The 23,574-nt window shown below is 67.8% G+C and carries 24 protein-coding genes; 6 read left to right on the top strand and 18 right to left on the bottom strand.

Translation table 11 applies throughout. The features are described from left to right. Positions 1-13: 13 nt before the first annotated feature. From VGO20_RS23720 to VGO20_RS23700, 5 genes are all read right to left on the bottom strand, one after another. Entirely contained in the window at positions 14-739 is a 726-nt protein-coding gene (locus VGO20_RS23720) for a hypothetical protein (RefSeq protein WP_327504867.1), read from the bottom strand. A gap of 122 nt (positions 740-861) precedes the next feature. Continuing rightward, positions 862-1,230 (bottom strand): hypothetical protein, encoded by a 369-nt coding sequence (locus tag VGO20_RS23715; RefSeq protein WP_327504866.1) that lies wholly within the window; start codon positions 1,228-1,230, stop codon positions 862-864. 130 nt (positions 1,231-1,360) lie between these two features. Further along, a complete protein-coding gene (locus tag VGO20_RS23710) occupies positions 1,361-3,205 on the bottom strand; it encodes an SLC13 family permease (RefSeq protein ID WP_327504865.1) in 1,845 nt (614 codons plus the stop codon). A gap of 95 nt (positions 3,206-3,300) precedes the next feature. Then, on the bottom strand, positions 3,301-3,543 hold the full coding sequence (locus tag VGO20_RS23705) for an Lrp/AsnC ligand binding domain-containing protein (protein ID WP_327504864.1): 243 nt from the start codon (positions 3,541-3,543) through the stop codon (positions 3,301-3,303). A 5-nt stretch (positions 3,544-3,548) separates the two neighbouring features. Then, entirely contained in the window at positions 3,549-5,051 is a 1,503-nt protein-coding gene (locus tag VGO20_RS23700; RefSeq protein ID WP_327504863.1) for a DEAD/DEAH box helicase, read from the bottom strand. A 129-nt stretch (positions 5,052-5,180) separates the two neighbouring features. On the opposite strand from VGO20_RS23700, the gene VGO20_RS23695 reads away from it, so the two are divergent. Beyond that, positions 5,181-5,723, top strand: a complete 543-nt coding sequence (locus VGO20_RS23695) for a hydrolase (protein ID WP_327504862.1) — start codon at positions 5,181-5,183, stop codon at positions 5,721-5,723. A gap of 2 nt (positions 5,724-5,725) precedes the next feature. Beyond that, positions 5,726-6,430: an alpha/beta fold hydrolase gene (locus VGO20_RS23690; RefSeq protein ID WP_327504861.1), complete on the top strand. Its 705-nt coding sequence runs from the start codon at positions 5,726-5,728 to the stop codon at positions 6,428-6,430. 3 nt (positions 6,431-6,433) lie between these two features. Here the strand turns inward: VGO20_RS23690 and parE are convergent, their stop codons facing one another. Beyond that, positions 6,434-8,419: a DNA topoisomerase IV subunit B gene (gene parE / locus VGO20_RS23685; protein WP_327504860.1), complete on the bottom strand. Its 1,986-nt coding sequence runs from the start codon at positions 8,417-8,419 to the stop codon at positions 6,434-6,436. A 95-nt stretch (positions 8,420-8,514) separates the two neighbouring features. On the opposite strand from parE, the gene VGO20_RS23680 reads away from it, so the two are divergent. Then, a complete protein-coding gene (locus tag VGO20_RS23680; protein ID WP_327504859.1) occupies positions 8,515-8,907 on the top strand; it encodes an acyl-CoA thioesterase in 393 nt (130 codons plus the stop codon). 31 nt (positions 8,908-8,938) lie between these two features. Here the strand turns inward: VGO20_RS23680 and VGO20_RS23675 are convergent, their stop codons facing one another. Beyond that, positions 8,939-9,106: a hypothetical protein gene (locus VGO20_RS23675; protein ID WP_327504858.1), complete on the bottom strand. Its 168-nt coding sequence runs from the start codon at positions 9,104-9,106 to the stop codon at positions 8,939-8,941. Positions 9,107-9,207: 101 nt separating this feature from the next. Next, positions 9,208-9,591 (bottom strand): YbaN family protein, encoded by a 384-nt coding sequence (locus VGO20_RS23670; protein WP_327504857.1) that lies wholly within the window; start codon positions 9,589-9,591, stop codon positions 9,208-9,210. Between the two features lie 417 nt (positions 9,592-10,008). Between VGO20_RS23670 and VGO20_RS23665 the strand changes: the two genes are divergently transcribed. After that, entirely contained in the window at positions 10,009-11,727 is a 1,719-nt protein-coding gene (locus VGO20_RS23665) for a type I secretion system permease/ATPase (RefSeq protein ID WP_327504856.1), read from the top strand. Between the two features lie 19 nt (positions 11,728-11,746). Then, positions 11,747-13,075, top strand: a complete 1,329-nt coding sequence (locus VGO20_RS23660) for an HlyD family type I secretion periplasmic adaptor subunit (RefSeq protein WP_327504855.1) — start codon at positions 11,747-11,749, stop codon at positions 13,073-13,075. A 36-nt stretch (positions 13,076-13,111) separates the two neighbouring features. Here VGO20_RS23660 and VGO20_RS23655 read toward each other — a convergent pair whose 3' ends face one another. The 10 genes from VGO20_RS23655 to VGO20_RS23610 all read right to left on the bottom strand — a co-directional run bounded on the left by VGO20_RS23655 (position 13,112) and on the right by VGO20_RS23610 (position 22,574). Then, positions 13,112-13,537, bottom strand: a complete 426-nt coding sequence (locus tag VGO20_RS23655) for a response regulator (protein WP_327504854.1) — start codon at positions 13,535-13,537, stop codon at positions 13,112-13,114. A gap of 417 nt (positions 13,538-13,954) precedes the next feature. Further along, positions 13,955-14,461 (bottom strand): copper chaperone PCu(A)C, encoded by a 507-nt coding sequence (locus tag VGO20_RS23650; RefSeq protein WP_327504853.1) that lies wholly within the window; start codon positions 14,459-14,461, stop codon positions 13,955-13,957. 3 nt (positions 14,462-14,464) lie between these two features. Next, positions 14,465-15,301, bottom strand: coding sequence for a CopD family protein (locus VGO20_RS23645; protein ID WP_327504852.1), 837 nt, complete (start codon positions 15,299-15,301; stop codon positions 14,465-14,467). Positions 15,302-15,516: 215 nt separating this feature from the next. Next, the gene (locus VGO20_RS23640; RefSeq protein ID WP_327504851.1) at positions 15,517-15,930 is read right to left on the bottom strand and encodes a CBS domain-containing protein; all 414 of its coding nucleotides are present in this window, start codon (positions 15,928-15,930) and stop codon (positions 15,517-15,519) included. Between the two features lie 113 nt (positions 15,931-16,043). Then, a complete protein-coding gene (locus tag VGO20_RS23635) occupies positions 16,044-17,267 on the bottom strand; it encodes a tetratricopeptide repeat protein (protein ID WP_327504850.1) in 1,224 nt (407 codons plus the stop codon). A 75-nt stretch (positions 17,268-17,342) separates the two neighbouring features. After that, a complete protein-coding gene (locus tag VGO20_RS23630; RefSeq protein ID WP_327504849.1) occupies positions 17,343-18,407 on the bottom strand; it encodes a tartrate dehydrogenase in 1,065 nt (354 codons plus the stop codon). 27 nt (positions 18,408-18,434) lie between these two features. Further along, positions 18,435-19,601 carry a mandelate racemase/muconate lactonizing enzyme family protein gene (locus tag VGO20_RS23625; RefSeq protein ID WP_327504848.1) on the bottom strand — a complete coding sequence of 389 codons (1,167 nt, stop codon included), beginning with the start codon at positions 19,599-19,601 and terminating at the stop codon, positions 18,435-18,437. A gap of 16 nt (positions 19,602-19,617) precedes the next feature. Beyond that, positions 19,618-20,088 (bottom strand): tripartite tricarboxylate transporter TctB family protein, encoded by a 471-nt coding sequence (locus tag VGO20_RS23620; RefSeq protein ID WP_327504847.1) that lies wholly within the window; start codon positions 20,086-20,088, stop codon positions 19,618-19,620. After that, the gene (locus tag VGO20_RS23615) at positions 20,078-21,598 is read right to left on the bottom strand and encodes a tripartite tricarboxylate transporter permease (RefSeq protein WP_327504846.1); all 1,521 of its coding nucleotides are present in this window, start codon (positions 21,596-21,598) and stop codon (positions 20,078-20,080) included. The genes VGO20_RS23620 and VGO20_RS23615 overlap by 11 nt, the downstream gene beginning before the upstream one ends. A 22-nt stretch (positions 21,599-21,620) precedes the next feature. Continuing rightward, entirely contained in the window at positions 21,621-22,574 is a 954-nt protein-coding gene (locus VGO20_RS23610; RefSeq protein ID WP_327504845.1) for a tripartite tricarboxylate transporter substrate binding protein, read from the bottom strand. A 142-nt stretch (positions 22,575-22,716) separates the two neighbouring features. Between VGO20_RS23610 and VGO20_RS23605 the strand changes: the two genes are divergently transcribed. Then, entirely contained in the window at positions 22,717-23,496 is a 780-nt protein-coding gene (locus tag VGO20_RS23605) for a GntR family transcriptional regulator (RefSeq protein ID WP_414639887.1), read from the top strand. Positions 23,497-23,574 lie beyond the last annotated feature (78 nt).

The raw sequence follows: 23,574 nt of genomic DNA, 5'->3' as shown, positions 1-23,574 counted from the left end.
ACGGCGGAGCGGGTCAGGGGAACGGGCACCGCTCCGTCGTCACCTCGACGAAGGACTTCGCTCCCGCCGCGATCATGAAGCGGTGCTCGGTGTTGCCGATCACCACCGAATGCTGCAACGGCAACGTGCCCGTCGCTTCGGTCTGGCGGCCGCCGATTTCGGTGAACCGGATCGACACCGGCTGCTGGGGATCGAACCAGCCCTCGGTCTTGCCCTCGGCATTGCGCGCGGCGGCGCCCTCGCCGCTGATCGTGATCGTTCCGTCGGCGAAGCCCACGGCGGTGTTCGACCCGCGATATAGCGGCGTCGGAAGAATGAAGCGCTTGCTTTCGGGGCTGTCGCAGTTGCGGGGCATGCGGGTCTCGTTGATGACGAAGGCCAGGCGATGCGGATCGACCCCGCTCGCCAGCCTTTCGGCGACGAGCTTCGCCAGTTCCGCCAGTTCGCCCTGCGGCAGTTCGCGCTGGAGACGCGTCTCCAACTCGGCGGCCTTCACCGTCGCGCTGTGGGCCGTCGCTTGAAGCGTTGCGACGCTGCGGTCGAGCTCCTGCACCCGCGCCTTGAGCTGTGCATTCTCTTCACGCAGGCCGGTCTCCCGGCCTTTCACCTGCTCTATGCCGACCTGATAGGCGAAAACGCCGATACCGACCATCACGGCCAGCAGAAACAGGGTCTTGGCGGTGCTGATCCAGAACCGCCGGCGCCGGCGGCGCTCGTAGTCGTGAAGACCGAGGGTCATGCCCGGAACGTCTGCTTGCTGGTCGGTGGGGCGGAAGAGGGGACTTTATGGACCAGCGGGGTACGCTTCGGCAACAGCCGTGTCGGGCGGACATCCTCCCCGCCGGCGGGACGAGGCGCAACCTACCGGTTGATCACGGACAGCAGACCGGTGGCCCCGCCGTGGGAGCGGCGCTGGACCGGCCGCGTGGGGACGCCGGAGGTCTGCGGCATCCCGGCCCGGCCACGGGGGGCGTTCCGGCGGGCGTAATCCTCGACGTGGCGTGCGATCAGCTTGCGGGTTTCGGGGTCGATGGTATCGAAGGACCGGCCTGCGAACTCGAGAGCATCCGCCGAACCGCTGCGGGCCGCCTCCCTCAGGGCCGAGGTGATGACCCGCAGCCCGACGACGCCCGGCATCTTGATCTCGGCGAAGGCGGCGGCAAGGACGGCGACCGCGGCTCGGGTCGCCTCGTCGCCGGGGCGGTCGACGCGCTTTCCGGAGCCGGGCATCTCCTTCTCCCGCCCCGGGCGTGAACCGTCTGGCGCCATCGAGCAATCTCCAGCCATGACCCGGCATTCGGGGCGCAGGGAAGATTGCTCGAATTTTATGAGTTTTCAATCGTCTTCTGCGGGCGGCCCGCTACAGCCCGTACCACCACGGAACCACGACCGCAAAGGTGATCGCCATGACGATGAGCAGGGGCCCGCCACCCAGAAGGAAATCCCGGAACCGGTAATGTCCCGGGCCCATGACGAGAAGGTTCGTCTGGTAACCGATCGGCGTCGCGAAGGAGCAGTTGGCGGCCAGCACCAGGGTGATCGCCATCAGATGCGGGGATATGGACACGGTTTCCGCCAGGTTGACGGCAATCGGCGCGAAGAGGACTGCGCAGGCATTGTTGCTGAGCACGTTGGTGGCAAGGCTTACCAGGACGAAGAACACGATCATCGTCGCCGTGGGCGTCGGTACCGTCAGGGCGGAAACCAAGGCCTGAGCGACGTAGACGGCGCCGCCGGTGACCTCCAGCGCCTTGCCCAGCGCCAGTGTCGCCGCGACGAGCAGCAGGATCCGCCGATCGATCGCGCGACTCGCCTGCCGGAAGTTCAGGCATCCCGTGACCACCATCAGCACCGACCCCGCCACCGCCGCGACCGCGATCGGCACCGTCGCGGTCGCGGCGAGCGTGACAGTGCCCAGGAAGATCGCGGTCGCGAGCGGCGCCTTCTCCCGCCGGGGAAGCTCCCGGGTGCTCCAGGCGAGGAGCACGAGGTCCCGGTTGGCCCCGAGCGCTTCCACATCGTCCCGGCGCCCGAGAACGAGCAGGACGTCGCCGGCCTGAAGCGGTATCTCGCCCATGCGGGCCTGAACCATGCGCATGCGCCGCTGGATGCCGAGCACGAGGCAGCCGTAGCGGCGATGAAACCCGATCTGGTCGACGGTCTGGTCGATCATCCGCGCGGCAGGCGCCACCATCACCTCGGCGAGCATGCGGTCGCTGGTCGGCACCGACGGTTCGGTGGTGCGTCCGCCCGCATCGTCCTCGACCGCCAGCACGTGCCCGCTGTCGCTGGCGAGAACCTCCGTGAGCGCGTTGCGCGTCGCGGCTACGATCATCACGTCGCCGGGCTCGATCACGAGGTTCTCGAAGGGCGGAAGAATGTTCCTGCCGCGGCGCTGGACGAGGCGCACGGTCATGTCCGGCAGCTGGGGAAAATGGCCGGCGACCGAGCGGCTGCCGACCATGGGAGAGCTGCCGGCGATGTCGAGTTCCGCGATGAACTGCTTGCCGCCTCCAAGCAACTGCGTCGTCATGGACGCACGGTCGGGGAGGAGCCGGGGCAGCACGAACACGACGTAGACGATGCCGACCGCCGCCATGACGAGGCCGGGAACGGTGAACTCGAAGAAGCCGAGCGGGCGCAGTCCGAGCCCCGTCAGCGCGCTCGACACCAGAAGGTTCGTCGACGAGCCGATCAGGGTCGTCATCCCGCCCAGGATGGCCGCGAAGCTCAACGGCATCATCAGCCCCGACGGCGAGCGGCTGAGCTTGCCGCTGAGTGCCTGGAGGACCGGGATGAACATGACCACGACGGGGGTATTGTTCAGGAACGCGCTGACGCACAGCACCACGAGCAGCGCCAGCACGACACCGCCCATCGCGCTGCCGCCCGACAGGCGCAGGAGCAGCCCGATGACCGGCGTCAGCGCCTCGGTATGGACCATCGCCTGCCCGATGACCAGCAGGGACAGGACGGCTATCAGCGATGGATTGCCGAAGCCTTCCAGGATCTGTTCCGGCGAGAGCCGGGGTTGCAGGTCGGGCCCGTTGAGAGGGAAGACCTGAAAGAAGACCAGGAGCGCTGCGAGCAGGGCGAGCGCGGTCACCTCGACCGGCACCTTCTCGACCGCGAAGGAAACCATCGTCCCGGCCGTCAGGGCCAGGACGAACCACATGTGGAGAACAGGGGAGAGTTCGAAGGCCATCCGGGGGTCGGTCTCCGATCCGTCGGTTCGTCCTCGAACCTAACTGAACGGAGAGCTCCAAAACAGCCGGACGGTACCGCGCCGCCGCGCAGGCGTCAGGAAAACGCCTTGAAGGTGATGAGGGTGAAGGTGTCCTTCACGCCCGGGAGGGTCTGGAGATGCTCGGTCACGAAGCGGCCGATATCCATGCCGTCGTCGAGATAGCACTTCATCAGCAGGTCGTACTTGCCCGAGGTCGAATGGACCTCGGACACCTGCTCGACTTCCTGAAGGGCCGAGTCGGCCACCTCGTAGGCCTTGCCCAGCTCGCATTTGACCATGACGAAAATCGTCTGCATCGCGGTCAGACCTCCTCCATCGAGGCGGAAGCAGGCCTGGCGCGCCGCAGGACGAAAGCGGGCACGTGGTCGCCGAACCCGACCACCGTCTCGTCGTCGTCCATTTCCGGACGACGGCGCCGGTCGTCTCGCCGGTAATCCGGCCGTGGTGTCTGATCGTGCCTGCCCAGATCCTGCCTGCCCAGATCCTGCCTGCCGAGGTCCTGCCTGCCCGGGTCCTGCCTGCTCGCAGCGGCCGCACGCTCGACCTCGACGGGCTCCACCTTCGGGGCGGCCCTCTCGGGACGTCTGGCCCGCTCCGGCCGCTCCGTCCTGCCGCGCGCGCGCTCGTCGTCCTTGCGGCCGCGCCGGTGTCTGCGGTCCTCGACGTCTTCGAAGCCGGGCTGATCGAGGCCGTCCACCGGGATGACGGGGATGTCCTTGCCGATCAGCTTGGCGATGTCCGCAACGTGCTTGCCGTCCTCGGGCGTCGCCAGCGAGAAGGCCCGCCCGCTGCGTCCGGCCCGGCCGGTCCGCCCGATCCGGTGGACGTAATCCTCGGCGTGGATGGGAATGTCGAAGTTGAAGACGTGGCTGACGCCCTGAATGTCGATCCCGCGCGCGGCGACGTCGCTGCAGACCAGCAGCGAGATGTCCCCGCGCCTGAATGCCTCCAGCGTCTCGGTACGCACGCTCTGCGGCAGGTCGCCGTGCAGCGCGCCTGCGTTGAAGCCGTGCTTCTCCAGGCTCCGATGAAGCACGCCGACATCTTTCTTGCGGTTGCAGAAGATGAAGGCGTTCTTGACCTCCTCGGTGCGAAGCAGGTGGCGCAAGGCCTTGCGCTTGTCGTCCCGATGGATGATCGCCAGCGCCTGGGTGACGGTCGTGGCGGGGGAAGCCGGGGGCGCCACCGTCACTTCCTTCGGGTTCATCAGGAAGGCGTCGGCAAGGCGGCGGATCTCCGGCGGCATCGTCGCCGAGAAGAACAGCGTCTGCCGCATCTTGGGAAGCAGGCCGGCGATGCGCTCGATGTCGGGGATGAAGCCCATGTCGAGCATGCGGTCGGCTTCGTCGATCACGAAGATCTTGATGTCGCTGAGGAGGATGTTCCCCCGCTCGAACAGGTCGATCATCCGGCCCGGTGTCGCGATCAGCACGTCGACACCACGATCCAGGCGCTTGACCTGGTCACCGAAGGACTCGCCGCCGATCAGCAGCGCCATGTTCAGCTTGTGGTGCTTGCCGTAGACCTCGAAATTCTCCGCGACCTGGGCGGCGAGCTCGCGCGTCGGCTCGAGGATGAGCGAGCGGGGCATCCGCGCACGGGCGCGTCCCTTTCCCAGGATCTCGATCATGGGCAGGGTGAAGCCGGCGGTCTTTCCGGTGCCGGTCTGGGCGCAGCCCAGAACGTCGCGGCCCTGCAAGACCAGGGGGATTGCCTGCTGCTGGATGGGAGTCGGCTGGGTATACCCCGCATCCTCGACGGCGCGCAGGACTTCGGGGCCGAGCCCAAGATCCGAGAAGTTCATCAAACCTGAAGTCAGTTGGAGAGGTTGCGTCCGAGCCTTGCGGCTAGGCGCATAGATTGGTGTCGCAGTATCGGATGTCAAACAACTCTGTCAATATCCCAACGTGCCGACCGAAAAAAAGAGGATGAGATGTTGCTGGAGGCGCGAAGGTCGCTGCTGCTGGTCGTGGACGTCCAGGAGAGGCTTCTTCCAGCCATCCACGGCGCCGACGGCGTGCTGCGCTGGATCGAGAAGATGGTGCGGGCAGCGGGCGTCCTCGGGGTTCCGGTCGTGGCGACGGAGCAATATCCCCAGGGTCTCGGCCGGACGGCCGGTGCAGTCGGGGATCTCCTGCCGGAGGCGCAGCGGGTATCCAAGATGCATTTCTGCGCTGCCGCGGAGCCGGACTTGATGGACAGGCTGGCCGCGGCGGGACGCCGTCAGATCGTCTTGTGCGGGACGGAGGCCCATGTCTGCGTCCTACAGACCGCCATGGGCCTTTCGGCCGCCGGCTATGACTGCATCGTCGTCGCCGACGCGGTCGGTTCGCGCGATCCCGCGAATCGGCTGGCGGCTCTCGACAGGCTGCGCGCCGGCGGCATGACGATCGTCACCGGGGAAATGGTGCTGTTCGAATGGATGGCCCGGGCCGGCACGCCGGAGTTCAAGCAGATCCTTCCTCTCATCAGATGACCATGTCCGCGAAGCATCCTCTCGTCCTGCTCCCCGGTCTGCTTTGCGACGAGGAACTCTGGCGGCACCAGGTCCGTCATCTCGGCGACGTCGCGGACATCCGCGTCGGCACGCTCGCGGGAGCGGGCGGCGTGGAGGGGCTCGCTGCGGACGTCCTCGCCTCGGCGCCGCCGGTGTTTTCCCTCGCCGGGCATTCCATGGGCGGCTACGTCGCGCTTGAGCTCATGCGCCGGGCGCCGGAGCGCGTCTCGAAGCTGACGCTGCTGGCCACCAACGCCCATGCGGACCCGCCGGAAGCGAAGGAACGGCGGCGAAAGGCCATGGCGTTCGTGGCCCGGGGGCGCTTCGACGACGTCGTGGCGCTCATGGCGTCGACGCTGGTCGACCCGGTCCATCTCGCGGACGGCGCGGTCGTGCGAAACATCCGGGAGATGGCAGGCCGCGTCGGCCCCGACGCCTATCTGCGCCAGCAGGAGGCGATCATGGCGCGGCCGGACAGCCGGCCGGACTTGGCGACCATCGGCTGCCCGACCATGGTGCTGTGCGGGCGGCGGGACCAGCTTTCCGGGGTCGATGTGCACGCCGGGATGGCGGCCGCAATCCCGGGCGCACGCTTGGCGGTCATCGAGGATTGTGGCCACATGGCGCCCATCGAGCAACCCCAGGCGGTGACCGCCCTCATGAGGGTGTGGCTGCAGTATATCTGAAGCTCAGACGTCGATGTCCTGGACGAACCTGGCATTCTGCTGGATGTACTGGAAGCGCAGCTCCGGACGGCGTCCCATCAGGCTCTCGACCAGGGCGTTGGTTTCCTCGTGCTCCGCCTTCTGCTCGGGATCATGGTGGTCGGGGACGACGACCCGCAGGAGCGTGCGCCGTGCCGGGTCCATCGTGGTTTCCTTGAGTTGGCTCGGCTGCATCTCGCCCAGGCCCTTGAAGCGGCTGATCTCGACCTTCTTACCTTTGAAGGTCGTCCGGAGCAGCTCGTCCTTGTGGACGTCGTCGCGTGCGTACACGGTCTTGCCGCCGCCGCTGATGCGGTACAGCGGCGGAAGGGCGAGGTGCAGATGACCGTTCTGGATCAGCCCCGGCATCTCCCGGTAGAAGAATGTCATGAGCAGCGACGCGATGTGCGCGCCGTCCACGTCGGCGTCCGTCATGATGATGACGCGTTCGTATCGCAGGCGGTCTGAAGAGAAATCCTTGCCGATGCCGCATCCCAGGGCCTGGGCCAGGTCCGAAAGCTCCTGGTTGGCGCGCATCTTCTCGGTCGAGGCGCTGGCGACGTTCAGGATCTTGCCTCGCAGCGGCAGGATCGCCTGCGTCTCGCGGTTGCGCGCCTGCTTGGCCGAGCCCCCGGCCGAATCGCCCTCCACCAGGAACAGCTCGGTGCCTTCCGGCGTGTTGCGGCTGCAGTCCGCAAGCTTGCCGGGCAGCCGCAGCTTCCGCGTGGCCGTCTTCCTGGACGTCTCCTTGGCCTGGCGGCGTCTCAACCGGTCCTCCGCCTTCTCGACGAGGCGGTCCAGCAGCGCGTTGGATGCCGCCGGGTGGCCGGAGAGCCAATGGTCGAAACGATCCTTGATCGCCTGTTCGACCAGGCGGGCCGCCTCGGGGGTGGACAGCTTCTCCTTCGTCTGGCCCTGGAACTGCGGGTCTCGGATGAAGACGGACAGGAGGATGGTGGCGCCGCCGACGATGTCGTCCGCCGTGATCTGCGCCGCCCGCTTGTTGTTCACCAGGTCCCCGAACGCCTTGAGGCCGCGCATCAGGGCCGCGCGCAGCCCCATCTCGTGGCTGCCGCCCTGGGGCGTGGGCACGGTGTTGCAGTAGGAATGGGTGAACCCGTCCTCGTCGTCCGGCCAGGCCACCGCCCACTCGGCGCGCCCGGCGTCTCCGGGGAACTCGATCTCGCCCGTGAACGGCTGCGGCGTCAGGGTGGTGCGCTCCTTGAGCGCTGCGCCAAGATAGTCCAGCAAGCCGTTGGGAAAGCGAAGTGTTTCGCTCTCCGGTGTCTGGCTTTCCGGACCGATCAGCTCGGCAGCGCAGGTCCACCTGATCTCGACGCCCTTGTACAGGTACGCCTTCGACCGGGCCATCCGGTACAGCCTCTCGGGCTTGAAGTGGGTGCCTTCGCCGAAGATCGCGGGGTCGGGGTGGAACTTGACCGTGGTGCCGCGCCGGTTCGGGACCGTTCCCAGGCAGACGAGCGGGCCGAGGGGCGTTCCGCGGCTGTAGGTCTGCGTGAACAACTGGCGGTCCCGGGCGACCTCGATCACCAGCCGGTCCGAAAGCGCGTTGACGACCGAAAGGCCGACGCCGTGCAGTCCACCCGACGTCGCGTAGGCCTTCCCGGAGAATTTGCCGCCGGAGTGCAGCGTGGTCAGGATGATCTCGAGCGCCGACTTCCCGGGGAACTTCGGATGCTCGTCGACGGGAATGCCGCGTCCGTTGTCGCGGATGGTCACGGTTCCCGCGGTGCCCAGTTCCAGGTCGATGCGCGTGGCGTGGCCGGCTACGGCCTCGTCCATGGCGTTGTCCAGTATCTCGGCGACGAGGTGGTGCAACGCGCGCTCGTCCGTGCCGCCGATATACATTCCCGGCCGCCGGCGAACGGGCTCGAGCCCCTCCAGCACCTCGATGTCCTGAGCGGAGTAGCTTTCACGCTCGCGGGCGGTATTCTGAAAAAGATCGCTCATGGACGCCATTATAGGAATTCGGTCGCGACACATGCAAGCTCATGCTGTGCCGCGGCTCGAACGCACCCCAAGATTTTGTGCCGGAAGGGAAGAAAATGAGTACGAATCAACCGGATTGCAAGGACGGCCCCGCCTTGCGGACGATCGCGATGCCGGCCGACACGAACCCGAACGGCGACATCTTCGGGGGCTGGGTGCTGGCTCAGATGGACATAGCCGGAGGCATGGTCGCGATGCGCCGTGCGGGAGGGCGGGTGGCCACCGTCGGCATCGAGGCCATGAAGTTCCACCAGCCCGTACTCGTCGGGGACGAGGTCAGCTGCTGGTGTTCGGTCGAGCGCGTCGGACGCACCTCGATGACGCTGAAGGTCGATACCTGGGTGAGACGCGGCCTTCAGCCCGCCCACCGCGTGACGGAGGGCATCTTCACCTATGTCGCGATCGACGAGGACCGGCGCACGCGGCCGGTCCCGCCACAAGGTCCGTGACGCCCGCCCGGGGCGGGCGGCACGCCAGGTTCTACTCTTCGACCACCACCGGGGCTTCGGTCTCGGCCGGCGGTATCGCCACGGGGGCTTCCGTGACGGCCGGGGCGGCGGGATCCTCGACCACGGCCACGTCCTCTTCCCCGCAGGCAGCGAGGGCGGTGGCGGCAACGAAGGCGAGGGGAAGAAGGAACTTCTTCATGTCGGTCTCCTGGTGGTGGTTCCGCTATGCGGCATACGCGGGATGAACGCGGCCCCGGCGGCCGGCATTCCACGAGACCGGAAGGGAAATCGGTCGGGTGCTCACCCGTTGGGGGGTCTGCTCGGCCGGGACAGCACGTAGGCGGTAACTCCCGTGATCACCGCGGCATGCAGCGAGGGCAGGAGCCAGCCGTCCGAAACGAACAGGATCACGAGAGCGAGGCTGCCCCACATCCCTGCGACGGAAAGCATCTTGGCGTGGACCGGGATCACGCCGTAGCGGTCCCACGCACGCAGCGGAGGGCCGAGCCTGGGATGGCCGTAGAGCCAGTCGTGGAAGCGGCGGGAACTCCTGGAGAAGGCCCAGGCGCCGACGATCAGGAACGGCGTCGTCGGCACGACGGGCAGGAATACCCCGACGATGCCGAGCGCGACCATCAGCCAGCCGAAGCCGGCCAGAGCCCGGCGCAGAAGTATTCCCTGCAATGGCGGTTGCCGCTCGGGGAGGAGATCCGCTTCCCGGTCCTGAAGACCCATCCGCTCCGGTCCCTTCATGCAGATGGGCTGCCGGTCAGCGCCCCGTATGCGGCACGCGGTCCTTGAACCATTCTCGCGGCCCCGCCCACAGCGGCTTTCCCGCGATCGCATGCCCGGCCGGGGAACGGATCGGAAGCCATGCACTCGCTCCCCGCCCTGGTTTCGGGCCCTGATTTCGGTCCATGGGCGGAATGATACAGAGGCCGGGGAGCGGAACCAAGTCCGCGCGCGCGGGGCGGCATGGCTGGTGGCAAGGTTGTGACATGGCCCCTTAGTTAACGACGCGTTAACTAGAAAGGCCGCGTCATCGGCTCTCGCAAAGGATGCCGGCCACCAACGTGGCCATCCCGGCTGAGAGAAGGACCGATGACGATCGAATCCACGATCCGGCAGACGTGCCCCATCCCCGCGCCCGATTTGCGGCACTTTCGCATCAGCCTGTACGCGGGTTTCGCGTTCAGTGCTGTTATCAACCTCCTGCTCCTGAGCGTTCCGCTCTATTCGCTCCAGGTCTTCACGCGGGCGATTCCGTCCTACAACATGGACACGCTTCTCCTGCTCACCCTCGTCACCGTGATCGCCCTGACGATCACGGCCATGCTCGAGACGGTGCGCGCGAGGCTGTTCAACCGGGCAGGCACCTGGTTGGACGCGGCGTTCCGTCCCAAGCTGGTCTCGGAAAGCCTGCAATCCGGCCAGCGCGGCAGGGCCGCGACGAGCCTGCTGTCGGACCTGAGCGAGGTCCGCGGCTTTCTCGTGCGCCCGGCTTTCGGTGCCCTTAACGACTTACCCTGGACCCCGCTCTACCTGGTCGGGATCTACCTGGTCCATCCGCTGCTCGCGCTGCTGATGGTCGTCGGCTCCGTCGTCATGATGCTGGTGGCCGTCGCCGCCGACCGCCTTACCAGGCGGCCCTCGGAAGGGGCGCGCGCGGCCGGCGGAAAGGCTTCGCGCATGATGGAGGTGATCGGCGGCAAGTCCGACACGATCCGGGCGCTGCGCATGGAAGTCGGTGCGGTCGACCGGTGGGCGGGCGATGCCATGACGGCCGCGGCCCATGGCGGCACGGCCTACGACCGGGGCGCCCTCTTCAGCTCCGTCACTAAATGGCTGCGCTACCTGCTCCAGATCGCGGTGACCGGGGTCGGCGCCGCGCTGGTGATGGAGAATCACCTGTCCTTCGGCGGGCTGATCGCGACGTCGATGCTGATCGCGCGCGCCATGACGCCGTTCGACCAGATCGCCGGCGGGTGGGGCGGCATGCTGACGTCGGTCGCCGCCTGGCGCCGGCTGATGCCCTCGCTCGGCAACCTGTGCCGGCCGGACGCGAATGCCGGGGCGACGCCCGGGAACGGCAAGCTGGTGGTCGACGGGGTGCACCTCGTCTCCGGCCGCGACCTGCCCCCGATCCTGCGCAACGTCACCTTCGACCTCGAGCCCGGCGAGATGCTGTGCGTGTTCGGTCCGAACCGCAGCGGCAAGACGACGCTCGGCAAGCTGCTGACGGGCGCGTTGCGCCCCCACGCGGGTGCGGTCCGCCTGGACGGGATCGACGTCGCCGACTGGCGGCCCGCCGATCCGCTGCGCTCCATCGCCTACGTCCCGCAGGAGGTCGACCTGCTTCCCGGCACCATCGCCGAGAACATATCCCGCTTCAGCGGCGCATCGCTCGACGAGGTGATCGAGACGGCCCGGCGCTGCAATCTCCACGACATCATCACCGCCCTTCCGGACGGCTACGACACGGAGATCGGCGATCCCGGCACCTACCTGTCGAATGGAACCGCGCGGCTCATCGCGCTGGCCCGGGCGGCGTTCGGCCACCCGGCGATGATCGTCCTCGACGAGCCGGTAACGAACCTTGACCTGCAGGGCCACGAGGCGGTCCGGCGCTTCCTGGCCGCGGCCCGGGAACACAGCATCACCACCGTCGTGCTCTCGCATCAGAGCACGTTCATGGAGATGGCGGACAAAGTGATGGTGCTGAAGAACGGCACGATCGCGGCATACGGCCCACGCGACCAGGTCGTCGGCCCGATGGCGCGCCGCCCGACGCCCGCCCCGGCAGTGGCGAATGCCGAATGATGGAGCGAGGAGCCATTTCATGAGCTTGCTTCCGAACAATCCACTGGCGCTCAGGGCCATTCCGAAGACGTCGATCCGCGGGCTGCTGCTCGCGGGCGGCGTCATCCTGACCGCCGGCGTCGGCAGCATGACGGCCTGGGCGGCACTTGCCCCGTTGCACAGCGCCGTCGTGGCCCCCGGCGTTCTCGTGCCCGAGACGGGGCGCAAGACCGTGAAGCACACCGAGGGCGGCGTCATCGGCGAGGTGATGGTCCAGGAAGGCGACTCCGTCAAGGGAGGGCAGCTCCTTCTCCGGCTCGATCCGAGCGAGGCGCGCGCGCGCCTGGAGGTCGTGACCGAGGACTGGCTGACGCAGATCGCACTCGACGCCCGCCTGAACGCCGAGCTGCTCGAACGCCCCTCGATCGAATGGCCGGAGGCGATCCTGGACAACGCCGACGATCCGAAGATCGCCAAGCTGGTGCGCACCCAGGAGGAGCTGTTCACCGTCCGCAGAGGCCAGATTGTTCAGGAGCTGTCTCTCCTGAACGAGCGCGTGGCCTCGCTTCGGGCCGAAGCGGAAAGCCTCGGCGAGCAGCGCGGCTTCATCGAGGCGGAGCTTGCGCTGCTGCGCCAGGAGATCGGCAACACCCAGCGGCTGGCCGCGAACGGCAACGCCCCCAAGGCGCGCGTGCTGGAGCAGCGTAAGGAGGAGGCGCGCCTCCAGGGCCGGGACCGCGAGCTCGGCGCGCGCATCGCCGAAGCCCGGCGCGCCTCGGTCGAAGCGGAGGCGGAGATCGCGCAACGGCGGGACGAGCGCCTGGAGAAGGTGCTGACGGAGCTGAACGCCGTGCGCGCGGAAGCGGCGAAGTCGGCGGAGATGCGCCGGGACGCCGCCAACAGGCTCGCGAACCGGGATATCCGCGCGCCGGAGGACGGCCTCGTGGTCGGTCTCGGCCATCTGGCGGCGGGAGGGGTGATCACCCCGAACGAACCAATCCTCGACGTCGTCCCGGCCGAGAAGCCGCTCCTGGTCGAAGCGCGCGTGCGTCCCCAGGACATCGAGGCCGTGACGCCGGGCATGCACACGCGGCTCACGCTGTCGGCCTACGACACGCGCGTCATCGGCACCATGGAAGGAACGGTCGCGCACGTGTCGGCGGACCGGCTGATCGACCACGCGACGCAGCAACCCTACTTCCTGACGCGCATACGGCTGGCCGACGCCACTCCCCACCTCGTGAAGAGCCTGCGGATCATGCCGGGCATGCCGGTGGAGGCGCAGATCCTCGTGTCTCCGCGCACGCCGCTGGACTACATCGTCGATCCGATCGTGCAGTCCTACAACAAGGCGTTCATTCAGCAGTGACCGTGGTTCCGGGAGGGTCGGGAAAGGCCGACCCTCTCACGCCGCTCCCAGCCGGCGCGCGGCCAACTCGAGCGCGTTCTTCAGCTGGCTCGCCGAATAGGGCTTCTGCACGAAGCCGAGCGGGTAGGTGGCGGTAACGCGGGACATCGTCTGGTGGTCCGTGTAGGCGGACAGGTAGACGGACCTGATCCCGAACTCGGCGCGCAGCCGCCTGGCGGTATCGATGCCGTCTACCGTACCCTTGAGCCGGATGTCCATCAATGTCAGGTCGGGCCGAGTTTCGGCGGCCAAGCGCACGGCTTCCGGCTCGGACGCGGCAACGCCGCATACCTCGTAGCCCAGATCCTCGAGCGTGCACCGGATTCCCAAGGCGACGAGGGCATCGTCCTCGACGATCAGTATACGCAGGCGCCTTTCGAACTGCGCCTGGGCTCCCGCACTCTGCCCCTCCCTTCCGATCATCCGCACGCTCCGGGGCGTTCGGCGCCGCCGTCGGCAAGGCCGTTCTTGGAGAGGAGGGACGTAGGAGAAACGATCATCACGAGACGGTCGGAGCTCTGGGATGAAGTGTCGGCGACGTCACGGTATCGCGAGAAGGCCGCATCAGGGTTGGCGGTCGATTATGATGTCCATGGACCGTGCTGGTAAACGCTTTACTACCGAGGATCAAGTGACAATCGCATCGCCGACCCTCATCGAGCGACCTATACGAAAGGCTCGGTCGCACGGTGTCGCGGCGAGAGACTCTAATAGGGCAGAGTGGGACTTCAGCCGTTTCCTGAGTTCGAGGCATCCGGTATTTGCCGGTGAACGGAAGCGCCAGTAATCCTGAACTCGAACTACCTGCGTCCATTTCGATCCCGATCCTTTGCCATCCCGTCAATGGGCGTGGCCGGATGGCGCGGCCCCAGGCGCGGAAGCACCGGCCGCGAGCACGGGCACGACGACCCGGGCCGGGCCCGACTTTTCGAAGGAGAGGGTCAGGGGAAACGATCCTCCTTCGACGAGCGGACCTTTCAAGCCCAGGAGCATGAGATGGAAGCCTCCGGGCGCGAGGACCGCCGTCGCGTCCGCCGGGATGTCGACGGCGTCCACGGGACGCATGCGCATCACCCCGTCCTCTTCGACATGGGCATGCAGTTCCGCCCGCGCGGCAATCGGGGTTTCAGCCCCCAGCAGGCGGTCGGGCGTGTCGCCTTCGTTCCTGATGGACAGGAAGGCGGCGCCGGCCACGGCCCTGGGTGCGCCCGCCCGTGCCCAAGGGGCCTCGACGGCGAGAGAGCCTGCCCGGGCCTCGTCGGCATGCCCCGAGGAAGGTGTTGCGGCGGCGAAAAGGACGGCGGTTCCGAACGCCGCCAGCGTCTTCAGGGCGAATGGCCTGGACATGGTCTACTCCTGGTACGGGTTGGAGCCTTGGGTGACTTCCATCACCACCGAAACGACGACAAGCGCTGCGAGAACCAGCCCATCGATGAGCACCCGGCCGCGCATGCTGCGGGGACTGTCGTCGACGCGGCGGAGAAGCGAGGTCCGGTGATATGCCTGCCGCGCCAGCAGCGCGACCAGGATCGCCGACAGGAGTACTTTCGCCAGCCACAGCAGGCCGTAGGACGTGCCGGTAACGGCGTCCGGGTCCGATATCCCCAAGGGGCTAAGAAGGATCCCCGTTGCGAGCACGACGGCGAGGGCCGTCGCCAGGACCGGCCGTCCGGTCCGCAGGATGCGGACGCAGGTTTCGGCCGGCTGAGTGGTCAGCGTCACCAGAAGCGGCCAGACCGCCCCGACCAGCGTCAATGAGGCGAGCCCGTGAAGGAGGACCATTGCGAAGCTGAGCCAAGCTGGATCGTCGAGCGACGCCTCGCTGCCGAAGGCTAGCGCCAGTGCGGACAGGGCCGCGCCCGCGACGCTCGCGAGCATCGCGGCGACGGCCCCGCGTGCGGCGACCGCCAAGGCGACGAACCCCATCCCGGCGACGATGACCGAACTCGTCAGGCCTCTCGGGCTGGCGAGACCGGCAAGCCACGCCCGCCCGGTCAGGAGCCCGGCCGGCTCCGCGGCCAGCGCGGCGCCGTGCAGCCCGACGTCCAGGATCGCCGCCGATCCCGCCACGCCGGCGAGCAGCAGCAGTCCGGGCTGCAGCCGGGCCACGAGCCGGCGCTCCTCGTGCAGCACCATTGCGAGGAACAGCGCGCCTCCCGCACCCGCGAAGAGTGTCAGATACTCCACGGACCGGATCAGGGTCTGAAAGGCAGTCAATGTCACGTCCGGTCCGGCGGCATCCCTCACCCCGAACGGCCCCCCGAACGGGCCTCAAAGGCGAAACCGCAGGCCTAGCACGAGCCTGTCCCGCAGTGCGAGCGACACCATGACGCACGCACGTGGCGGCGACGCACGGCGCGCGCAGGATGCCCGCAGGCGCGTTCGAGCCGATGGCCGGCCCCTCAGCTCCGGTCCGGCCGGGAAGGCTCGGAAATCCGTTCGAGGGTGGGACCGGCGGCGTTCTCCTTGGCCTGGGTGGCGATGTCGCCCAGCGCGATGATGCCGGTCAGCCGGTTGGACTGGTCGAGGACGGGGATCCGGCGGATCTGGACGCTGCCCATCAGCCGCGCGACGTCGTTCACGACGTCGTCCTCGTAGCAGTAGCGGACGTCGGCGGTCATGACCTCGCCGACGAGGCATTCGTCGGGAGCCCTGCCGGTCGAGGTGGCGCGCACGGTGATGTCGCGGTCGGTCACCACTCCCACCAGGTTCCCGCCGTCGCAGACCGGCAGTACGCCCACATTCAGGCTATCCATCAGCTCGGCTGCACGACGGATGCTGTCGGACGGCGCGACGACCTGCACGTCCCTGGTCATGATGTCTCGGATCTGCATCGATCTCCCCGGTGTTCTGGCCCCGTGTCCGACATCCGTGTCACGCGGGCCACCAGCAAACAGCGGGTGGGAATGGGGGTTCCGGCGGCATCCGCCTACGGCTTCGAGGCCGCGAAGATCCATCCCGTGACCGGCACGCCGCGCTCCATGCGGACGGTGGTGTCCTCGACATGGTCGACGACGAGCCCGTGCCCGGCGATGATCCGCCGGACATGGGCTTCGGCATGACGGTACCTGCCGCTGGCATGAAGCTCGTAGCCATGCTCGGCCGCCCCGCCGCCTGCCGCCTCGATGGAGAACAGGAACCGGCCCCTCGCGCCCAGTGCGCTCGACAGGGGCCGCAGCAACGGCACGAGATCGCCGACATAGATGAAAACGTCGGCGGCGACGATCAGGTCCCAGGTGCGCGCGGGCTGGTCCTCCAGGAAGTTGACGATGTCGCCTTCCACCAGCCGGTCGTAAAGACCTTTCGCCCACGCCCGGGCCAGCATGCCTCGGGAGAGGTCGACGCCCGCGAGGTGACGGGCCAGAGGCCGCAGATGCTCGCCGCAAAGGCCGGTCCCGCAGCCCAGGTCCAGCACGCGGGCTCCGCCGGCCATCGGACCACCCCGGGCCAACTCTCCGATCCGTGCCGGCACGCCGTAGGACAGCGCACGCAGATGGGTATCGAAGGACGGCCCGAAGCGGTCGAAGACGGCGCGGACCCAGTCGGTGCTCGCGGCGGGCGGCGGCGGCTCACCGCCCAGCGCCGCAAGGGAATGTTGGGGGAGCGGCGCCTCCGGGCAGGCCGCCAGCCATGCGCGCGCCCTGTGCACGGCGTCCTCGGCCGCACCCCCGAGGTGGAGGCGGTACAAGGCCGAGGCGAGGAGGTGGTGTCCTTCGTCGCACGCCGGGTCCAGGGACACCGCTTCATGGAGCGCGTCGGCAGCTTCCCCGTATCTGCGCAGCTCGATAAGGGTTGCCCCAAGATTGACCCAAACACGCGCGTCGCCGGGCATCGCGTCGGCGGCGGCCGAGAGCGCCAGATAGGCGAGGCCGGGCTTGCCCGCGTCGCGATACGCACCGCCCAGGTTGTTGAGCGTATGGGCATGCCCCGGCCGCGTCGCAAGCGACCGGGACAGCAGCCGTATCGCCGTCCCGGCGTCGCCATCCTCGCGCTGCAGGTTGCCGAGCCGGTGAAGCGCCTCGGCGTGGGCGGGATCGAGTTCGAGCACCGCCCGGTACCCCCGCGATGCGCCTCCCACATCCCCCGACGCCGCGCGTGCGCCCGCGAGGGCGAAGAGGATGTCGATCCGCTCTCCTAGGTCCCGATCAGCCATGCGCCCGCGTGCCTCGTCACTTTCCGCCTTGCTAGCGGCAGTGGCGGGCGACGGCAAGCGTCGTGCTTCCGCCGGTCAGGCGGCGACCGCGTCGGCGATGGCGCGCCCGCACTCGACGGTGCTGGCGGAGCCGCCCATGTCGCGCGTGCGCGCCGCCGGGTCTTCGAGCACCGCCTCGATCGCCGCCAGCACCGCGTCGGCCGCGTCGGGATGCCCGAGATGCTGGAGCATCATGGCGCCGGACCAGATCTGGCCGATCGGGTTGGCGATGCCTTTGCCCGCGATGTCGGGTGCGGAGCCGTGCACGGGCTCGAACATCGACGGGAACTGGCGCTCGGGATTGATGTTCGCGGACGGCGCGATGCCGATCGAGCCCGCGACCGCCGGCCCGAGATCGGAAAGGATGTCTCCGAACAGGTTCGAGGCGACCACGACGTCGAACCAGTCGGGGTGCTGAACGAAATGCGCGGTCAGGATGTCGATGTGGTACTGGTCGGAGCGCACGTCCGGATACTGCTGGGCCATCGCCGAGAAGCGCTCGTCCCAGAACGGCATCGTGTGGACGATGCCGTTCGACTTGGTCGCGGAGGTCACGTGCTTGCGCGGCCGCTCGCGCGCCAGTTCGAAGGCGTAGCGAAGGATCCGGTCGACGCCGCGGCGGGTGAAGACGGCCTCCTGGACCGCCATCTCATGCTCGGTCCCGCGATAGAGGCGGCCACCGACCTCGGAATACTCGCCCTCGTTGTTCTCGCGCACGACGTAGAAGTCGATGTCGGCGGCCGTACGCCCGGCCAGCGGCGACGTGACGCCGCGCAGCAGCCGGACGGGGCGGAGATTGACGTATTGCTGGAATTCGCGCCTGATCGGGATCAGGAGCTCCCAAAGCGAGACGTGGTCGGGTACGCCCGGAAAGCCGATCGCGCCCAGGAAGATCGCGTCATGGCCGCGTATCTGGTCGAGGCCGTCCTGCGGCATCATGCGCCCGTGGCGCTGGTAGTAGGCGCAACTCCAGTCGAAATGCTCCCAGGCGAACCCGATCCCGAAACGCCGGCCTGCCGCCTCGAGGACGCGAATGCCCTCCGGCACCACCTCGGCGCCGATCCCGTCCCCCGGAATGACTGCGATCCTGTAGTCTGGCATCGTTCTTCCCATCCTTCCTCGAGAGGTTCAAGCCCCTGCGACGTCCTTCATGACCGCGTATAGGTCGTTCTTCGTCTCGAATCCCACGCCCGGCGCCTGCGGCAGGCGGACGAAGCCATTCTCCACGGGGATGTCGTCCGCGAAGCCACCGAACGGCCGGAAGACGTCGGGATAGGATTCGTTGCCCCCCAAGCCAAGTCCCGCGGCGATGTTGAGCGACATCTGGTGTCCGCCGTGCGGGACCACGCGGCGGGCACTCCAGCCATGGCGCTCCAGCATGTCCAATATGCGCAGGTACTCGACCAGGCCATAGCTCAACGCGCAGTCGAACTGGAGCACGTCCCTGTCCGGCCGCATGCCGCCGTAGCGGATCAGGTTGCGGGCGTCCTGCATGGAGAACAGGTTCTCCCCGGTCGCCATCGTGGGCGCATAGACCTCGGCCAGTGCGGCCTGCAGCCGATAGTCCAGCGGATCGCCGGCTTCCTCGTACCATTTCAGCCCATAGGGCTCGAGCGCCCTGGCGTAGGCCATGGCCGTCGTCAGGTCGAAGCGCCCGTTCGCGTCCACGGCGAGGGAGGAAGCCGACCCCGTCACCTCGACGACGGCGTCGATCCGGCGCAGGTCCTCCGCAAGGTCGCCGCCGCCGATCTTGATCTTCACCGCCGTGTAGCCGCGGTCGAGATAGGAGCGCATCTCGTCCTGGAGCGCCCGGACGTCCTTGCCGGGATAATAGTAGCCCCCGGCTGCGTAGACCGACACGCGGTCGTCCGCCGTCCCGCCGCGGTAGCGGTCGGCCAGGAGGCGCCACAAGGGGATGCCCTCCATCTTCGCCCGCGCGTCCCACAGCGCCATGTCCAGGACCCCGACCGCGACCGATCTCTCGCCATGCCCGCCGGGTTTCTCGTTGGCCATCATGGCCGACCAGGCGCGGGCGGGGTCGAGAATGCCGTCCTCGTCCAGGAGCGTGTCGGGCGGGGCGCCGAGCAGGCGGGGAATGAACCGCTCGCGCAGCAGGCCGCTCGGCGCGTAGCGGCCGTTCGAGTTGAAGCCGAAGCCGATCACCGGCCGGCCGTCGCGGACCGCGTCGGTGACGACGGTGACCACGCTCGCGGTCATCTGGCTGAAGTCGATGTAGGCGTTGCGGATGTTGGACTTGATGGGAACCGCACGTTCGCGAATGTCTACGATGCGCATTGGACTGGCTCCGCCTTCAGATGAGAAAGCCGCGGGGCATGGGGAGCAGGAGCAGCTCGACGAAGACGAGATAGAATGCGACGATGATCCCTACCGCCGAGGCGCCGTAGACGAGCACCCGGCGCAGGTTCCAGCCGTCGTAGTTGGCGACGGCGAGGAGCACCAGGAACGCCAGCAGGCTGCTGGTGAAGAAGCCCAGTACCGGCAGGAGGAAGACCCAGGCGGCCATGACGGCCACCAGCGCGAGCCGACGCCCGGTCGACTCGCCCGCCGGGTTCTCGTCGGCCGGCGGGGCCGGGCGCCGGTAGAGGCGCTGGACGACCAGCATGACCGAGCAGACGATCATGACCGCCGCGATGGTGCGCGGGAACACCGAGCCGAGCGGCGACATCGCGAAGCTTTCCCGTATCATCCAGGCGCCGAGCAGGATGAAGATGAGGCCGGCTACGACGGTGCCGACGTCGCGGACGGTCCAGTCATTTCGCATCGCGGGCCTCCAGCCGGCGCGCCGTGCGGCTGCGCCACAGTTCGGCGAGGATCGGATAGAAGAGGGTGAGGACGGAGAGCGCCACGATCGCGAGGCTGATGGGGCGCCCGAAGAACATCCCGGCCAGGTTGCCCTGGGCGTTTCCGATCAGCCAGCTCTGCACGAAGCCCTGCTCCGCGATGGGGCCGAGGATCAATCCCAGCACGATGGGGGAGGGGGCGAAGCCGAAACGGTTGAGCACCCAGCCGACGACGCCCAGGACGAACATCACGATCACGTCGTCGCTGTTGTTGTGGACGGCATAGCTGCCGACCACGGTCAGCATCGCCACGGTCGGGACGAGCACCGCCTTCGGGATCGCGATGATCGACTTGTAGGCGTAGCGCCCGAGCAACAGGCCGGTCGGGAGCATTAGAACCGTCGCGATCAGCAGGCCGAAGATGAAGGTGTAGACGATCGGGCCCTGGGCGGTGAAGAGCGTCGGGCCGGTCCGGATGCCCTGAACGAGCAGGGCGCCGAGGATCACCGCGTCCGGAGGGGTGCCGGGAATACCGAGCACGAGCGTGGGAATGAAGCCTCCCCCGACGGTCGCGTTGTTGGCGCTCTCCGTCGCGAGGACGCCATCGGGCGCTCCCTTTCCGAACTCCTGGGGATGGCGCGACGAGCGCCGGGCCTCGGAATAGGCCACCAGGCTCGCGATCGACCCTCCGGCCCCCGGCAGGATGCCGACGACCGTCCCGACGACCGAACTGCGCATCAGGTTCCATTTCCCCCGCCAGCACAGCCGCAGCGCCTCGGCGAGCCGGAACCCGCCTCCTTGGGGCGACACCTTGAGGTGCGGGTCCGGCGTGGCGACCAGGTCGATGATGACGGGAATGCAGTAGAGGCCGATCAGGGCCGCGATCACGTCCACGCCGCCGAGCAGGAGATGGCTGCCAAGCGTGAAGCGGGTGTCCCCGCCCACCACGGCCACCCCCATCATCGCGAGGAACAGGCCGAAGCAGGCCCCGATCAGGCCCTTCAGCATGTTGCCGACCGACAGGGCCGAGATCAGCGTCAGCCCGAACACGGCCAGCCAGAAATACTCCGGCGGACCGAAGGCCAGCGCCACGGTGGCGAGCGGCGGCGAGACCAGCAGGAGGAACAGCCCGCCGACCACGCCGCCGGTGACGGACGCAAGCGTGGCGAGCGTGACCGCCAGGTTGCCGTCGCCCCGCCGGGCCATGGGAAAGCCGTCGAAGGTCGTCGCGATCGACGACGGCGTCCCGGGCGTGTTGACCAGGATCGCGGCGAAAGCTCCGCCGTAGATCGCCCCGGTGTAGATCGCGCCCAGCGCGATCAGCCCGGAGGCAGGATCCATGCCGAAGGTGAAGGGTACCAGGACGGCGACCGCCATGGTCGCCGACAACCCCGGCAATGCGCCGATGACCGTCCCGAGAACCACGCCGGCGACCGCCAGGGCGAAGTTGAGGGGCGTCAGCGCCTGGAGGAAGTAGCCGAGCATCTCCATGGCAGTCGCATCCGGGTTGGCGTCAGTTCTGCGTAATGCCCATGCGCTGCGCGATGCCGCCGATCTCGGCCGCCCGCTCGGCCATGAAGGCGTCGACCTCGCCGTACGGCACGTCGATCACGACGAACGCCCCGTCCTCCATCTGCTGGACCATCCGCGGGTCGTTGTTTATCCGCTGGAAGACGTCGGAGACTTCCTGGCGGACTTCCTCGGGGGTCGACTTGGGGACGCCGACGCCGCGATACGCCCCGCCGACCATGTCGATTCCCGCCTCGCGGAAGGTCGGGACGTCGGGGAAGTTGGGCAGCCGCTCATCCGTCGCCACGGCGAGCATCCGGACCTGGTCGCCCTGGTTGGCCGCGACCGTGGAATACCCCATCGAGGCCATCACCTGGTTGCCCAGCAGCGCGGTCACGGACGGGCCGGTCCCGCCGAAGGGGATATAGGTGGTGGTCACGCCGGCCAGTTCGTCGAAGCGCTGCTGGGCGAGATGGTTCGCGGAGTTCGACCCCGAACCGGAGAAAGTCACCATCCCGGGATTCTGCTTGGCGTAGTCGACCAGGTCCTGGATGGTCTGGAACTGGCTGTCGGCCGGGACGAGGATGGCGTCCGGCGTATAGTGGAAATAATAGACGGGGACCAGGTCTTCCGTCTTGTACCCGACATCCTGCTGCATCGGTTGGAGGATGATGTGGGGCAGGTTCATGCCCATGATCGTATGGCCGTCGCCCTCCATGTTGTTGAGCTGCGACCATGCCTGGGCGCCACCCGCGCCGGCCTGGTACTTGACGATGAGCTGCTTGCCGGTCAGTTCGTTGAACAGCGGCTGCTGGAGGCGTGCAGCGATGTCGGATTCGCCGCCGGGGTTGAAGGGAATGATGTAGTTGACGTCCTTGTCCGGGTACGCGGCGGCGGAGCCCGCCGTCAACGCGAGCGCGGCGGCGAACAGCATGGGGACGGTGCTGAATCGATGCATTGGGTCATCTCCTCCTTCGGGCCCGACACGGGGGTCGGCAGGCGCCGTTTCGTTGGGTGGCCGCCTTCTATGGGCGACTCGGTCGTGCAGGTTAAGAACGCCTTGAGGTGATTGTCAACAAGCCATGTATCTTATATAAGATATGAGAATGACGGGGCGGAAGATCATGAGCATGGACGAGACATCATCAGTCGGCGGCAGGCCGGCGGCCGACTTTCGTCCTCTGTACAGCCAGGTCAAGGACTTGCTGATCGACCGTATCGGAAGCGGTTCCTGGAAACCAGGCGAGATGATACCGAGCGAATTCCAGCTCGCGGCCGAGTTCGGCGTGAGCCAGGGGACGGTCCGCAAGGCCCTGGTCGAACTGGAGCAGCAGAAGCTGGTCGTGCGCCGGCAGGGTCGGGGGACCTACGTCGCCAAGCACTCGAGCCAGCAGTCGCTGTTTCATTTCTTCCACATCGTCGACGAGCACGGGAACAAGGAGCTGCCGACGAGCGTGGTGCTCGACTCCCGGATGAAACGGGCGACGAAGGAAGAGGCGACCCTGCTGCGGATGCAGCCCAGGGCTTCGGTCCACGCGATCACGAGGCTGCGCCATCTCGGCGGCCGGCCGGTGATCCTGGAGCGGATCACGCTGCCGGCCTCCTCCTTCCGGGATCTGGACGTCCCGACCGGCCGGGAGATGACGGAGGAACTGTATGTCCTGTACCAGCGTCACCACGGCGTGACGATCATCCGGGCGGACGAGCGGATCGCCGCGGTGGCGGCGGACGCGGAAGACGCCAGGCACCTGGGCGTCGGCCTGGGGACGCCGATCCTGGAGGTCTCCCGCGTGGCCGTCGACGTGCAGGGCAATCCGGTCGAGTTGCGCTTGAGCCGGCTGAACACCGCCCACCACCGCTACTTCAGCCGCATCATCTGACCCGCGTCGCTCGGGCCCCTCCTGGCCATCTCGTGCCCGGGCTCGGCGTTGGTTCCCCGGGGCGGCGGCCGGGTGTCC

This window comes from Arenibaculum sp., from assembly GCF_035998295.1.
In the GTDB taxonomy this organism is placed as follows: domain Bacteria; phylum Pseudomonadota; class Alphaproteobacteria; order Azospirillales; family Azospirillaceae; genus DASYHS01.
The sequence above is the reverse complement of the archived record's forward strand: the minus strand, read 5'-3'. Positions and strand labels throughout refer to the sequence as shown.

Coding starts and splice junctions, on each gene's coding strand:
- VGO20_RS23630 (WP_327504849.1), bottom strand. CDS start 18,407: ATGCCAGACTACAGGATCGCAGTCATTCCGGGGGACGGGATCGGCGCC.
- VGO20_RS23655 (WP_327504854.1), bottom strand. CDS start 13,537: ATGATCGGAAGGGAGGGGCAGAGTGCGGGAGCCCAGGCGCAGTTCGAA.
- VGO20_RS23690 (WP_327504861.1), top strand. CDS start 5,726: ATGTCCGCGAAGCATCCTCTCGTCCTGCTCCCCGGTCTGCTTTGCGAC.
- VGO20_RS23610 (WP_327504845.1), bottom strand. CDS start 22,574: ATGCATCGATTCAGCACCGTCCCCATGCTGTTCGCCGCCGCGCTCGCG.
- VGO20_RS23710 (WP_327504865.1), bottom strand. CDS start 3,205: ATGGCCTTCGAACTCTCCCCTGTTCTCCACATGTGGTTCGTCCTGGCC.
- VGO20_RS23615 (WP_327504846.1), bottom strand. CDS start 21,598: ATGGAGATGCTCGGCTACTTCCTCCAGGCGCTGACGCCCCTCAACTTC.
- VGO20_RS23720 (WP_327504867.1), bottom strand. CDS start 739: ATGACCCTCGGTCTTCACGACTACGAGCGCCGCCGGCGCCGGCGGTTC.
- VGO20_RS23700 (WP_327504863.1), bottom strand. CDS start 5,051: ATGAACTTCTCGGATCTTGGGCTCGGCCCCGAAGTCCTGCGCGCCGTC.
- VGO20_RS23605 (WP_414639887.1), top strand. CDS start 22,717: ATGAGAATGACGGGGCGGAAGATCATGAGCATGGACGAGACATCATCA.
- VGO20_RS23650 (WP_327504853.1), bottom strand. CDS start 14,461: ATGTCCAGGCCATTCGCCCTGAAGACGCTGGCGGCGTTCGGAACCGCC.
- VGO20_RS23680 (WP_327504859.1), top strand. CDS start 8,515: ATGAGTACGAATCAACCGGATTGCAAGGACGGCCCCGCCTTGCGGACG.
- VGO20_RS23640 (WP_327504851.1), bottom strand. CDS start 15,930: ATGACCAGGGACGTGCAGGTCGTCGCGCCGTCCGACAGCATCCGTCGT.
- VGO20_RS23635 (WP_327504850.1), bottom strand. CDS start 17,267: ATGGCTGATCGGGACCTAGGAGAGCGGATCGACATCCTCTTCGCCCTC.
- VGO20_RS23715 (WP_327504866.1), bottom strand. CDS start 1,230: ATGCCCGGCTCCGGAAAGCGCGTCGACCGCCCCGGCGACGAGGCGACC.
- VGO20_RS23625 (WP_327504848.1), bottom strand. CDS start 19,601: ATGCGCATCGTAGACATTCGCGAACGTGCGGTTCCCATCAAGTCCAAC.
- parE (WP_327504860.1), bottom strand. CDS start 8,419: ATGAGCGATCTTTTTCAGAATACCGCCCGCGAGCGTGAAAGCTACTCC.
- VGO20_RS23705 (WP_327504864.1), bottom strand. CDS start 3,543: ATGCAGACGATTTTCGTCATGGTCAAATGCGAGCTGGGCAAGGCCTAC.
- VGO20_RS23675 (WP_327504858.1), bottom strand. CDS start 9,106: ATGAAGAAGTTCCTTCTTCCCCTCGCCTTCGTTGCCGCCACCGCCCTC.
- VGO20_RS23665 (WP_327504856.1), top strand. CDS start 10,009: ATGACGATCGAATCCACGATCCGGCAGACGTGCCCCATCCCCGCGCCC.
- VGO20_RS23620 (WP_327504847.1), bottom strand. CDS start 20,088: ATGCGAAATGACTGGACCGTCCGCGACGTCGGCACCGTCGTAGCCGGC.
- VGO20_RS23695 (WP_327504862.1), top strand. CDS start 5,181: ATGTTGCTGGAGGCGCGAAGGTCGCTGCTGCTGGTCGTGGACGTCCAG.
- VGO20_RS23660 (WP_327504855.1), top strand. CDS start 11,747: ATGAGCTTGCTTCCGAACAATCCACTGGCGCTCAGGGCCATTCCGAAG.